Below are 12,795 nucleotides of genomic sequence, written 5' to 3' on the forward strand. Positions count from 1 at the left end.
TTGGTAGCGGGGACAGGATTTGAACCTGCGACCTCTGGGTTATGAGCCCAGCGAGCTACCGAGCTGCTCCACCCCGCGTCGGCTCTACGAGGTTATCCCGGTATCGGGCGGGAGGCAAACCGGAGCCCCGCGCCCGTGGGGACGCGGGGCTCCGGAAGGTCAGCCGCTCGGTGTGGGGCTGGGAGTCGCACCGGCCGGCGGGCTCCCGCTCGCACTCGGACTGGCGCTCGCGCTCGGGGCGGGAGACGCCGTCGCGGCGGGCGTCCCGCCCTTCAGCTTGGCCAGGTCGTCCAGCGCCTTCTTCAGCGAGGTCTGCGCATCGCCGTACGCCTTCCAATCGGGCGGGTTCGCCGACAGCGCCTTCTGCGAGTCGTCGTACGCCCGCTGGGCCCGGTCGAGCGCCGACGTCAGCGCCGAGGAGTTCTCCGGCGGGGTGACCTGCCCGGGCGGCTGGTTCGGCGTCTGCTCGGGCGGTGTCGCCACGGTGCCGCCGAACACCTGCTCCAGCGCGTTGCCGAGCGTGGGGCCGAAGCCGACCTTCTCGCCGTACAGCACGAGCACCCGGCGGAGGGTCGGATACTTGCCCGAGGTCTCCGCGCGCGGCTGGATGTAGACCGGCTCGACGTACAGCAGGCCGTTGCCGAACGGCAGCGTGAGCAGGTTGCCGTACAGCACGTCGGTGCCGCCGCCGCGCAGCAGGTTGAGCTCGGTCGACACCGTGGTGTTCGACTCGAACAGGTTCTGCGCCTGTGGCGGACCCTGGATCGCCGTCGTGCTCGGCAACTGGAGGATCTCCAGTGGCGGGTTCGGCGTGGCGGCCGTCGCGTCGACCGCCATGAACGCCGCCATGTTCTGCCGCTGGTTGGGCACGAACGTGGTCGTCAGCGAGAAACGCTCGGTCTCGCTGCCCGGCATCTTCATCGTCACGTAGTACGGCGGCTGCTTGCTCTTGCCGGTCGCCGGGTCCTCGGGGACCTTCCAGAAGTCCTGGCCGCCGAAGAACGCGTTGGCGTCGGTGACGTGGTAGGAGGTGAGGATCTCCCGCTGGGCCTTGAACAGGTCGGCCGGGTAGCGCAGGTGGGCGCGCAGCGCCTGGCTGATCTGCGACGCCGGCTTGACGACCCCGCCAAAGGCCTTCTCCCAGGTCTTCAGCACCGGGTCGGACTCGTCCCAGGCGTACAGGGTCACCGTGCCGTCGTAGGCGTCCACGGTCGCCTTGACCGAGTTGCGGATGTAGTTGATCTCGTCCCTGGGCACCTGCGGCACACCGAGGCGGCTCGACTGCACGTCGGTGGTCAGCGACTCCAGGCTCTTGCGCTCGGAGTAGGGGTAGGAGTCGGAGGTCGTGTACGCGTCCACGATCCACACGATCCGCCCGTCCACCACGGCCGGGTACGGGTCGCGGTCCAGCGTGAGGAACGGCGCGACCTGCTGGATGCGCTCCACCGGCTCGCGGTTGTAGAGGATGCGGGACTCGGAGTTGATGTTCGAGTTCAGCAGCAGGTTGGTCTCGCCGTACTTCACCGCGTAGAGCAGGCGGCGGAAGAAGTTCCCGATCGAGACGCCGCCCTTGCCCTCATAGGTGCTGTTGACCTGGCCCGTGTTGTTCTGCTGGTCGGCGCCCGGCTGTCCCTGCTGCGGGTAGTCGAGCTCGATCTTCTTGCCCGACTTGGGACCGCCGACGATCGAGTAGTCGGGCGAGTTCTCGCCGAAGTAGACGCGGGGCTCGTAGTCGCCGAGGTCGCCGACCGGCGGGATGTCGCGCTCGCTGAACTCCGGCAGGCCGCTGCTGTCCACCTTGTTGCCGGGCGCGGCGACGAAGCCGAACCCGTGCGTGTAGACCAGGTGGTCGTTGATCCAGTTGCGCTGCCCGTCCGGCGGGCGGCCGATCTCGCGGACCGCCACCACCGTGTCGCGCGGCTTGCCGTCGACGGGATACCTGTCGATGTCGAGCTGCTCGGGGAACTGGTAGTAGCCCTTGATCTGCTGCTTCTGCTGGAACGTCGGCGACAGCAGGCTCGGGTCGAGCAGGCGCATGCCGGGGATGGCCGACGCCTCGGTCTGCAGCACGGATGCGTCGGTGTCGGTCTTGGCGCTGTACTCCGTGACCTTCGCCGTGTCGACTCCGTAGGCCTTTCGGGTCGCGTCGATGTTGCGCTGGATGTACGCCTGCTCCTTGCTCTGCTGGTTCGGCTTGACCTGGAACTGCTCGACCAGCGAGGGATACACGGTGCCGATCAGGACCGCCGACAGCACCAGCAGCCCGAACGCCACGCCCGGGAACATCCCGCCCGGCCTGATGACGCCGGCGAAGAAGATCAGCGCGCAGATGAGGGAGATGACCGCGAGGATCCCCTTCGCCGGGAGCACCGCGTGCACGTCGGTGTACGACGCGCCGAAGACCTTGCCGCGGTCGGAGAAGACCAGGCTGTACCTGTCGAGCCAGTAGGCCGCGGCCTTGAGCAGGACGAACACGCCGAGCAGCACCGACAGGTGCGCCCGGGCGGCCCGGGTGGCGTGCACCCCGCCCGGCGAGGAGATCCGGAACCCGCCGTACAGGTAGTGCACGACCACGGCCGCGATGATCGACAGGACGACGGCCGTGAACAGGAAGTTCAGCAGCATCCGCAGGAACGGGATCGTGAACACGAAGAACGACAGGTCGAGGCCGAACTGCGCGTCCTTCTCGTTGAAGGGCGTGCGGTTCACGAACTGCAGCCAGATCCTCCACTGTCCGGCCGTGGACGAGCCCGTGAACAGGGCCAGCACGCCCAGGCCGACCAGGAAGACCAGCCGCCGGTGGGGATCGAGGGCCACCCGGTAGCGGTCGGCGCCCTGCGGCGCCCCGAACATCCCCGGCCCGAACATCGGGCGGGTGCGGTGCGCGAGCACCATGTTGCCGCCCACGACGGCGATCATCAGGGCGGCGCCCACGACGAACAGCACCACCTGGGTGAGCAGCATCGTGGAGAAAACCGAGGAGAAGTTCACCGAGTCGTACCAGAGGTAGTCGGTGTAGATCCCCGAGAAGACCAGCAGTAACACGACGATCGCCACGACGGCGATCAGCACGGGTATCAGAAGGCGCGGCCGTCGGGGCAAGCGCACCGCCCGTCCGGCTCCGGGGCTCCGGAAGCTCAACGCTCAACCCCTTGTCTCAGATTGGCAGGGCCATGATTGTCAGAGGGCAACGGTCCGTGCTTGGAAACCTACACTGCGGCCGGCGTGGTCGTGGTAACAGATCTGATCGTTCTCGTGACGCCCTCCCGCCTCAAGACGGGCAGGTCACGGCCCCGCGCCCGCGGCGTACGCTCAGCCGGCCGGGCAGACGGGGACCTCGCCCGAGTGATCGCGCAGGGCGTCGATTGCCTTGATCGCGCCGTCCAGCGTCTCGACCCGCACCAGGCGCAGCCCGGCGGGCGCGGCCTTGACGGCGTCGGCGCAGTTGCCGGCGGGCGTGAGGAAGACCGTGGCGCCGGCCCGGCGTGCGCCCACCATCTTCTGCTCGATGCCGCCGATCGGGCCGACCTGGCCGGCCGGGTCGATCGTGCCGGTGCCCGCGATCGACATGCCTCCGGTGAGCGCCCCCGGCGTCAGCTTGTCGTAGATGCCCAGCGAGAACATCAGGCCCGCGCTCGGCCCGCCGACCTCGCCGACGCTGATGTCGACCTTGAACGGGAACCGGTAGCCCGAACGCATCTGGACGCCGACCTTGGACTTGCCGTCCTTGCCCGCCACGGTGCCGACCTGCACCTGCGTCGAGGCGCCGGCGCGCCTGACCGTGAACGTCACCTGCTCGCCGGGCTTGTGGCTCTGCACGGACGACGCGACGGACGTGAGCTCGCCCACCGCCGTGCCGTCCACCGCCGTGATCTCGTCACCCGGCTTGAGCTTCCCGTCGGCCGGCGCCCCCTTGTCGGTCTGCGCGACCGTGACCACCTTCTCGATGGGGATCTTGAGCGCGTTCAGCGCGGCGGCGGTGGCCGACTGCTGCGAGTCGGTCATCTCCTGCGTGTTCTGCTCCGCGACCTGCTGGGCCGAGGTGGACTTCGGGAACAGCGTCTCCTCCGGCACCACGGCGACCGTCGGGTCGAGCCAGCCGCGCAGCGCGGTGAGCAGGTCGAGACGGTTGTCGGGCCCGCCCTGGTAGGCGACGGTGACCAGGCTCAGCCTGCCCTGTGTGGGATAGGTCTCATGGCCCGAGATCGTGATAACCGGTTTGCCCTTGACGTCCCCGATCGTGTTCTCGGTGGGGCCGGGGCTCAGCACGACGTACGGCACCGGCAGCATGGCGCCGATCACGGCCAACGCGAGCGCGAGGAAACCCGCGACCAGCAGGGTCAGAGCGCGTCGGGACATGGACGAACTCTATGCGTTCCGGGCTCCTGGCATTCCGCGGGCGCTAATCGCAGGCGCCGACCCACTCGGCGTCCCCGTCGGCGAACACCTGGTGCTTCCAGATGGGCACCTCGTGCTTGAGATCGTCGATCAGCCTGCGGCAGGCCTCGAACGCCTCGCCGCGGTGGGGACAGGCGGCCGCCACGACGACGGCGATCTCCCCCAGGCGCAGGTCGCCCACCCTGTGGACGGCCGCCAGCGCCGTCACCTGGTGGTCGGTCGCCACCTTCTCCGCGACCCTGCGCAGGTGCTCCTCCGCGGACGGGTGCGCCGAGTACGACAGGAGCGTCACCGGCCTGCCGCCGTCCTGCTCGCGTACGGTGCCGACGAAGACCGCCGTGCCCCCTGCGGCGTGGTCCTCCACCGCGCCCAGCACCTCGTCCACGGACAGCGGGGTGTCGCGAATGCCCAGCAATCGGATGACGTCCACGTTCCCGAGATTAGTGCCTGAACCCGATCAGGTGCGGCGCTTCCGCCGGGCGGCGCGGACGATCGCAGCCGTGCCGATGACCGCGACGGTCGCGCCCGCGGCGGTGATCGTGGCCTCCTTGCCCGACAGGCGGCGGCCGACGACCGCGTGCCTGCCCTCGGACAGTTCAAGCAGTTCCCGCAGGGCCGCCTCGTTGGTCCAGGCCGGCTTCCAGCCCGCCTCCCGCAGCGCCACGCCGTCGACCACCCACGGATAGACCACGTAGTGCAGGTCGGTCGCGGCGGTCGGCGTGATGCCGAGCCGGTGCAGCCGCTGTGCGGTGCCGAACGTCACACCCGCCGGCAGCTCGAACCGCTTGAGGCCGGAGATCTCCTCCACCTGCTCCATCTCCAGCCAGCCCTCGGAGCCGACCGCCACGACCCCGCCGACCCGGCCGAGGGCGGCGGCCTCCAGCGCGGACACCAGGTCGTCGACGTGGCAGAACTGCCAGCGCGGCAGGCAGCCCTTCACGACCAGCAGCCGGGGCGCCTCGAAGTGGCGGGTGATGACGGTGTCGACGCCCGGCCCGACCAGGGCGGCGGGCCGCAGCACGGTCACCTCCAGGCCGGGATGCGCCCGCAGCGACCGCCGCACCAGGGCCTCGATCTCCAGGTGATCGCCCACCAGGCCGGTGTCGGGCTCGGCCGCGACCGGGGCGTCCTCGGGCAGGGGCACCGGGTTGTCGGCGGCGGCGCCGTACACCATCGCGCTCGTCACCAGCACGACCCGCCGCACCCGGGCCGCGGCGCAGGCCGTGAGCACGGTCTGGGCGGCGCGCAGGTTGTAGCGGCGGCGCTCGGCGGGATCGGTGTCGAGCGACTCGTCCGTGCCGAGATGCACCAGGACGTCCACGTCGGAGATCCGGTTCGCCAAGAGCGGATCACGAATGTCGAGGACTCGCCAGGTGACGTCCGGGACGTCGCCGCGCTGCTCGTCGATGGCCACCACGCGGCGGAAATCCGCAGACGAGGCCACCTTTGCGAGGAACGCCCGGCCGAGACCGGAGGCGGCGCCGGTGACGGCGACGACGGGGGGACGCAGGCGTTTCGAGGTAGGCACGAGGTCCTCACTTTGCACTGATCCGCCCCACGGCGGATAACGTGGCGGATGTGGACTCCTCCATCCTGCACGAGGTGGCGCGGTGACTGACCTGCCAGGTCGCGAAAACGACCCCAACGACAATCCGTTCGCCATGTTCGGCAGCCCGGAGCAGATCGCCGCGGCCATGCGGCAGTTCGCCGACATGCTGTCCGCCTCGCCGGAGGCCGGGCCCGTCAACTGGGACATGGCGAAGAACATCGCACGGCACGCCGTGGTCGCCGAGGGCGATCCGAGCGTCATGGAGGGCGAGCGACGCCAGATCGTCGAAGCCCTCAACCTGGCCGACCTGTGGCTCAACGAGGTGACCACGCTGCCGAGCGGCGTGACCACCCCGCAGGCCTGGAGCCGGTCGGAGTGGATCGAGAAGACGATCCCGGTCTGGAAGCAGCTGTGCGATCCCGTCGCCGCCCAGATGGTGGAGACGATGGGCGGCACGCTCGGCGGGGCGGGGCTGCCGCCCGAGGCGCAGGCCATGGCCGGGCCGCTCATGGGCATGCTCAGGCAGATGGGCAGCATGATGGTCGGCCAGCAGATCGGCCAGGCCCTCGGCTCGCTCGCCCGCGAGGTGGTCGGCTCCTCCGACATCGGCCTGCCCCTGTCGGACACCGCCGCCCTGCTGCCCGGAGGCGTCGCCGCCTTCAGCAGCGGCCTGGAGACGCCCTCGGACGAGATCCGTCTCTACCTCGCGCTGCGCGAGGCGGCGCACCACCGGCTCTTCCAGCACGTCCCGTGGCTGCGGGCGCACCTGCTCGGCGCGGTCGACGAGTACGCCCAGGGCATCACGGTGGACGTGTCCGCCCTGCAGGACAAGCTCCAGGGGCTCGACCTCAGCGACCCGGAGCGCATCCAGGAGGTCCTGGGCGGCGGCGAGCTGCTCAAGCCCGAGGAGACCGAGCGGCAGAAGGCCGCGCTCTCCCGGCTGGAGACCGCGCTCGCGCTGGTCGAGGGCTGGGTGGCCACGGTGGTCGACGCCGCCGCGGAGGGCAAGCTCCCGTCCGCCGCTGCGCTGGCCGAGACCGTACGGCGCCGCCGTGCCACGGGCGGCCCCGCCGAGCGGACCTTCGCCACGCTGGTGGGCCTGGAGCTGCGCCCGAGACGGCTGCGTGAGGCGGCCGCCCTGTGGAAGGCCCTGGGCGACGAGCGCGGGATCGAGGGCAGGGACGCCGTCTGGGGTCACCCCGACCTGATGCCCACCGCGGACGACCTGGACAACCCCGAGTCGTTCGTGAAGGGCGAGGCCGAGTTCGACCTGTCCGCGCTGGAAGAGCCCAAGGAGCCCGGCTCCGGCGGGGAGACCGGCGAGTAGGGTTCGCCGCCTGTCGGTAGGCTGCGCCGGTGAGCCTGCATCGTGACGCGCAAGCCGTACTGGCCGGATGGGTCGCGCCCACCCCCGAGGAGGAGCGGCTCCGCGAGGAGTTCCTGACGCACCTGCGCAGCCACGAGGACGCGATGTGGCGCGAGTGCGCTCCCGGCCATCTCACGGCGACGACGGCCGTCCTGTCGCACGACGGCGAACGGGTGCTGCTGACCCTGCACCCCAAGGCCGGGATGTGGCTGCCCATGGGCGGGCACTGCGAGACATCCGACGCCACGCTCGCGCAGGTCGCCCTGCGCGAGGCCACCGAGGAGTCGGGCATCCCCGGCCTGGTCCTGCTGGACGGGCCGCTCGCCCTCGACCGGCACAAGGTCTGGTGCCACCCGCCGCACAGCTGGCATCTGGACGTCGAGTACGGCGCGGTCGCGCCGCCGGGAGCCGAGGCGGTGATCAGCGACGAGTCCCTCGACCTGCGCTGGTTCCCCGTGGAGGAGATCCCGGAGCTGAGCGACGAGGCCACCCGGCGGCTGGCCCGCCGCGCCCGGTCGCTCCGCCGCGCCTGACTTCTACACGATTCGTGCACGTCACTCTTACATCGCCGTGCGCAACCGCTGGCTAGGGTCGGACCGTGACCAAGGTTGACGTGGGCGGCGAGATCGTTTCTCCCCCGCGCCGGAGGCTCCGGGTCCCCCCGCTCCTGGCGTGGATCGCGGTGGCGCCGTTCGCGGTCTGGGCGGCGGCCCGGCTCGCCGGAATCGACAGCGCCGTCCACATCTGGGGAGTCGGCGTCGCGCTGATGACGGGCACGCCGTACGTCGCGGCCGCGTCGCTCCTGGCGGTGCCGATCGCACTGGCCGCCCGCCGCGCGGCCGTGATCGCGGTGGCGGTGGCGGCGTCGGTCCTCCTGGCGGCCGTGGTCCTGCCCCGTGCGGCCGGCTCGGCCCCCACGGCCACCGGGCCGTCGCTGCGGATCCTCACGGTCAACCTCTTCTTCGGCGCGGGCGACGCCGCGACCGTGGTGGACCTCGTACGCAGGCTCGATCCGGACGTGCTCAACACGCAGGAGCTCACCCCCGAGGCCGTCCGGGCGCTGGACGAGGCGGGCGTGGGGACGCTGCTGCCGTACCGGCACCTGGAGGACGGGCCCGGGCCCTCGGGCAGCGGGATCTACGCCCGCCATCCCCTGACCGCGGCGCCCGACTTCGTGCCCGAGGGCGGCCACAACATGCCGAGGGCCCGGCTCGCTCTGCCGTCCGGGCCGCCCGTGGAGATCGTCGACGTGCACACCCTCGCCCCGCTGAACGGCCATGACGTGGCCCAGTGGACCGCCGAGCTGGCGGCGCTCCCGGCCGCATCCCCCGGCGTCGTACGCGTCCTGGCCGGCGACTTCAACGCGAGCCTCGACCACGCGGCCCTGCGCGCGGTGCTGGGGCGGGGATACGCGGACGCGGCCGACGCGACCGGCGACGGCCTGACCACCACCTGGCCGGCCGACAGGCGGTACCCGCCGTTGATCACGATCGACCACGTGCTGTACGACGAGAGGGCGTCGGCGGTGAGCACCAGCGTTCACAAGGTCCCGGGCAGCGACCACCGGGCGTTCTTCGCCGAGCTTCGCCTCCCCCGGAGCCTGTGACCCCTACGAGCAGGACTCAGGTCAGCAGGGCCCGGGTGTTGTCCCAGCCTTCGAGACCCAGGTCGAGACGGGCCACGTCCTCCGGCTTCCTGAGCCGGTGCCAGCCGGGACCGGTGGCGACCATGCGAGGGCCCGGCGCCCGGCGGCGCATCGCCGCGACGACGTCGGGTTCGTCGAGGTCGGGCGCGGCCCACTCGGGGACCGGCAGGCGCGCCGCCACGGCGACGGCGCCGCCGCCCTCGGCCGGGCAGACCGCGAGATGCGCCCGCCCGAGCTCCCGGAAGAGCTTTCCGATCAGCAGCGGCGGCAGGTCGGGGGCGTCGGCGCTGACGATCACCGCCTCGTCCGCCGGAGGCAGCGCGGCGAAGGCGGCGGCGGGTGAGGCGATCGGCAGGACGGGCGTGCCAGGCCAGGCGATGTCCTCGAGCCCCGGCACGCCGGCCGACAGGATCACCGGCCGCACCAGTTCGAGCCCGGCGACCATCTCGTAGGTGTCCTCGGCCATCGCCGTCAGGAACTCGGCCGGGTCGACGCCGGGCGGAGCGGCGTCGGCCATGCCTGGCGTGACCAGCACCGCGGCGACCCTGGTCAACACTCCTCCGGCGCGCCGTTGGCCGCCATCGAGAAGCCCTCCAGGAAGCCCCTGGCGCGTTCCGCCCGGGGGTAGCGCTCCACGAGGGCCCAGAACCGCGGGCCGTGGCTCGGCACGAGCAGGTGGACGAGCTCGTGCATGATGACGTAGTCGACGACCCAGGCCGGCATGCCCCGCAGCCGCGCCGACAGCCTGATCGTGCCGTGGTCGGGGGTGCACGAGCCCCATCTGTGCAGCTGGTTCTCCACCCAGCGCACACTGATCGGCACGGCCTTTCCGTCCAGGTAGCGCGCCGACAGCTCCGTCGCCCGTTCGAGCAGGTCGTCGTCGCTCGGGTGTCTTCGCTGCTCCTTGGCCGCAAGGCGGTCGAGCATGCGGCGTACCCACTGCTCCTCGTCGGTCGTGCTCAGACCAGCCGGAAGCAACACGATGGTCTTGTCTCCATCGCGGTACGCGGAAACGGTTCGCCGCCGTCGTGCGCTCCGACGAACCTCGACTGTCTCGGGGGGCACATATGAAAGGTAGCCGACACGCGCCGAATTCCACAGGGGGTGGTACACGTTCTCCCTGGTCAATCGGGCGAACGTGACCTTGCGGGCGTGAAAACTACGGGGTTGCGGATATTCACCAACCACGATCACCCCGGTAATTATCCACAGCCCCGCTGGTTCCGACGCCGAGCCTTCCCGGCGTATGGCAAGGTCTTGCGACTATGAGACCTCGCCTCAAGCCCGTCCTGCGCCGGATCGAACGGGACGGCCGCACGCTGCAGTTCGGCGTCCATCCGCTGCGGGCCGTCGTGCTGACGGGCGTCGAGCCGCCCGTACGCCGCCTGATCGACGGACTGGACGGCACCCGCACCCTCCGGCAGGCGGTGGCCGGCAGCGGCCTCGACGAGGCGTCCGCCCAGGAGGTGGTCGCGAGGCTCGCCGCGCACGGCCTGATCGAGGACGCCGCGGCCCGGCCGGAACCCCTCGCCGGCCTGCCGCTGGCCGAGCGGGACCGCCTCCGCCCCGAACTGGACAGGCTGTCGCTGACCTCCACCGACGGCGGCATGAGCGCCCTGTCGGCGCGGCGGGCGGCCCGGGTCCGCGTGTACGGCGCCGGCCGGGTCGGCGCCCGGGTCGTCACCCTGCTCGCCGCGGCCGGTGTGGGCCACATCTGCGTGGTCGATCCCGGCACGGCCACCGCGGGCGACGTGGTCCCGGGCGGGCTCGGCCGGGCGGAGACGGGGATGACCCGCGAGGAGGCCGCCGTGCTCGCGGCCCGGCGGATCTCCCCCGCCGTCAACGCCTGGCCGGGACGGGCCGCCTCCCGTCTGTCCGACGGCGGGGTCCGCCCCGACCTCGTGATCCTCGCGCCCGCCGACCCGCTCGACGCCACGCTGGTCCACGAGATCGTCGCCGAGGGCGTGGCACACCTGCTCGTCTGCGCCTTCGAGGGGCACGGCTCCGTGGGGCCCTTCGTCGTCCCCGGGCTCACCCCCTGCCTGCGCTGCCTCGATCTCACCCGCCGCGACCGGGACCCTTCCTGGCCGCTCGTGGGCGCCCGGCTCGGGGGTTACCCGGCGGGCGAGATCGCCTGCGACGTGGTGCTGTCCTGCCTGGTCGCCGCGCAGGCGGCCGGTCAAGCGCTGGCCTATCTCGACGAGGGACGCGTGCCCGGCGGCCTGCTGGAGGTGTCGCCCGGATGGCGCTGGCGGCACCGCCGCCTGGACGCGCACGACAGGTGCGGATGCCTGCGCGACGACGTCGCCGGCCGCATCGCGTGAGTGTCACGCCTCTCACCAGCGGAAACTCACGTCACGGCAGCGATGGTGTGACCAACGTCATAGACCGCCTATTTCCCCGAATGGCTCGCGACCGCCGGAGCCGCTGCGGCCAGCCGATCGGAAATTGTGGTCGAAAGCACCCTTCATCGCCGACAATGGTCGTGTGAGTGACCTTCCCCACCGTGCCGTGACCCGCTCGGCGAAGCTCGCGACACTCCCCCTCGGGTTCGCCGGCCGCACCGCGCTCGGATTGGGCAGGCGGCTCGGTGGCGCCTCCGCGGAGATCGTCGCCCAGGAGATCCAGCAGCGTACGGCCGACCAGATCTTCAAGGTGCTCGGCGAGCTCAAGGGCGGGGCCATGAAGCTCGGCCAGGCTCTGTCGATCTTCGAGGCCGCGCTTCCGCCCGAGATCGCCGGGCCGTACCGGGCGACGCTGACGCGACTGCAGGACGCCGCGCCGCCGCTTCCGGCCACCACCGTCCACCGCGTCCTGACCGAGCAGCTCGGCGACGACTGGCGGGAGAACTTCCTGGAGTTCGACGACCGGCCGAGCGCCGCGGCGTCCATCGGGCAGGTGCACCGCGCCGTGTGGCACGACGGCCGCCCGGTCGCCGTGAAGATCCAGTATCCGGGGGCGGGCAAGGCCCTGATCTCCGACTTCAACCAGCTCGCGCGGCTCGGCAAGCTCTTCGGCGCGCTGCTGCCCGGCCTGGACATCAAGCCGGTCCTGGCCGAGCTGAAGGAGCGGGTGTCCGAGGAGCTCGACTACCTCAAGGAGGCCGAGGCCCAGCACGCGTTCGCCGAGGAGTTCCGCGACGACCCGGACTTCCACGTGCCCGCCGTGATCGCGGCCAACGAGCAGATCCTCGTCTCCGAGTGGATGACGGGAACCCCGCTCTCCAGGATCATCGCCGACGGCACGCAGGAGGAGCGCAACCACGCCGGTTTGTTGTTCGTCCGCTTCCTGTTCTGCTCTCCGGCCCGGGTCGGGATGCTGCACGCCGACCCCCACCCCGGCAACTTCTGGCTGATGGAGGACGGGCGGCTCGGCGTGCTGGACTTCGGGGCGGTCAACCGCATGCCCGGCGGCTACCCCGTCGCCTTCGGCACGCTCACGCGCATCTTCAACCAGGGCGACATGGAGACGGTCGTGCGCGGACTGCGCGCGGAGGGGTTCATCCGCCCGCACATCGAGGTCGACGTCGACGCCCTGCGGGCCTTCCTCGCGCCGTACGTCGAGCCGACCCGGGTCGAGGAGTTCGCCTTCAGCAGGCAGTGGCTGCGGGAGCAGGCGGCGACCGTGGCCGACCTGCGGCCGAACAACGTGGTCCGCCAGCTCAACCTGCCCGCGTCGTACGTGCTGATCCACCGCGTGCACGCGGCCGGCGTCGGCGTGCTGTGCCAGCTCGGCGCCACCGCCCGCTTCCGCGACGAGGTGGTGCGCTGGGTCCCCGGCTTCGCCGACGAGACGGGCGAGTCCGAGGACAGCGCGCTCGCCCTCACCTGAGCCGGC

11 protein-coding genes and 1 tRNA gene are annotated in these 12,795 nt (G+C 71.5%); 5 read left to right on the top strand and 7 right to left on the bottom strand.

From position 1 onward, the window contains the following. Position 1 precedes the first annotated feature (1 nt). From Msi02_RS31575 to Msi02_RS31595, 5 genes are all read right to left on the bottom strand, one after another. A tRNA-Met gene (locus Msi02_RS31575) sits at positions 2 to 78 on the bottom strand. 81 nt (positions 79 to 159) lie between these two features. After that, positions 160 to 3,072, bottom strand: a complete 2,913-nt coding sequence (locus Msi02_RS31580) for a UPF0182 family membrane protein (RefSeq protein WP_308441843.1) — start codon at positions 3,070 to 3,072, stop codon at positions 160 to 162. Positions 3,073 to 3,312: 240 nt separating this feature from the next. Further along, positions 3,313 to 4,359 (bottom strand): YlbL family protein, encoded by a 1,047-nt coding sequence (locus tag Msi02_RS31585; protein ID WP_204051584.1) that lies wholly within the window; start codon positions 4,357 to 4,359, stop codon positions 3,313 to 3,315. Positions 4,360 to 4,402: 43 nt separating this feature from the next. Next, complete coding sequence (locus Msi02_RS31590) at positions 4,403 to 4,828, bottom strand: molybdenum cofactor biosynthesis protein MoaE (protein WP_079315445.1); 426 nt, start codon at positions 4,826 to 4,828, stop codon at positions 4,403 to 4,405. 27 nt (positions 4,829 to 4,855) lie between these two features. Next, positions 4,856 to 5,926, bottom strand: coding sequence for an NAD-dependent epimerase/dehydratase family protein (locus Msi02_RS31595; protein ID WP_239108881.1), 1,071 nt, complete (start codon positions 5,924 to 5,926; stop codon positions 4,856 to 4,858). A gap of 82 nt (positions 5,927 to 6,008) precedes the next feature. Here Msi02_RS31595 and Msi02_RS31600 point away from each other — a divergent pair, with 82 nt between their 5' ends. The 3 genes from Msi02_RS31600 (at position 6,009) to Msi02_RS31610 (ending at position 8,919) form a co-directional block, all read left to right on the top strand. Next, positions 6,009 to 7,274 (top strand): zinc-dependent metalloprotease, encoded by a 1,266-nt coding sequence (locus tag Msi02_RS31600; protein ID WP_372974687.1) that lies wholly within the window; start codon positions 6,009 to 6,011, stop codon positions 7,272 to 7,274. A gap of 29 nt (positions 7,275 to 7,303) precedes the next feature. Next, the gene (locus Msi02_RS31605) at positions 7,304 to 7,846 is read left to right on the top strand and encodes an NUDIX hydrolase (RefSeq protein WP_079315448.1); all 543 of its coding nucleotides are present in this window, start codon (positions 7,304 to 7,306) and stop codon (positions 7,844 to 7,846) included. A gap of 65 nt (positions 7,847 to 7,911) precedes the next feature. Then, complete coding sequence (locus tag Msi02_RS31610) at positions 7,912 to 8,919, top strand: endonuclease/exonuclease/phosphatase family protein (protein ID WP_239108884.1); 1,008 nt, start codon at positions 7,912 to 7,914, stop codon at positions 8,917 to 8,919. A gap of 16 nt (positions 8,920 to 8,935) precedes the next feature. On the opposite strand, the gene Msi02_RS31615 is transcribed toward Msi02_RS31610, so the two are convergent. Together Msi02_RS31615 and Msi02_RS31620 are read right to left on the bottom strand one after the other, a co-directional pair. Beyond that, positions 8,936 to 9,511: a glycosyltransferase family protein gene (locus Msi02_RS31615; protein WP_204051586.1), complete on the bottom strand. Its 576-nt coding sequence runs from the start codon at positions 9,509 to 9,511 to the stop codon at positions 8,936 to 8,938. Next, positions 9,508 to 10,023 carry a M48 metallopeptidase family protein gene (locus Msi02_RS31620; RefSeq protein WP_204051587.1) on the bottom strand — a complete coding sequence of 172 codons (516 nt, stop codon included), beginning with the start codon at positions 10,021 to 10,023 and terminating at the stop codon, positions 9,508 to 9,510. Before Msi02_RS31620 ends, Msi02_RS31615 begins: the two co-directional genes overlap by 4 nt. Before the next feature lie 200 nt (positions 10,024 to 10,223). Here Msi02_RS31620 and Msi02_RS31625 point away from each other — a divergent pair, with 200 nt between their 5' ends. Both Msi02_RS31625 and Msi02_RS31630 read left to right on the top strand, forming a co-directional pair. Continuing rightward, complete coding sequence (locus Msi02_RS31625) at positions 10,224 to 11,282, top strand: ThiF family adenylyltransferase (protein ID WP_204051588.1); 1,059 nt, start codon at positions 10,224 to 10,226, stop codon at positions 11,280 to 11,282. Positions 11,283 to 11,445: 163 nt separating this feature from the next. Next, complete coding sequence (locus Msi02_RS31630; RefSeq protein WP_204051589.1) at positions 11,446 to 12,789, top strand: ABC1 kinase family protein; 1,344 nt, start codon at positions 11,446 to 11,448, stop codon at positions 12,787 to 12,789. Positions 12,790 to 12,795 lie beyond the last annotated feature (6 nt).

Origin of the sequence: Microbispora siamensis (assembly GCF_016863095.1) — a bacterium.
Classification (GTDB): Bacteria; Actinomycetota; Actinomycetes; order Streptosporangiales; family Streptosporangiaceae; genus Microbispora; species Microbispora siamensis.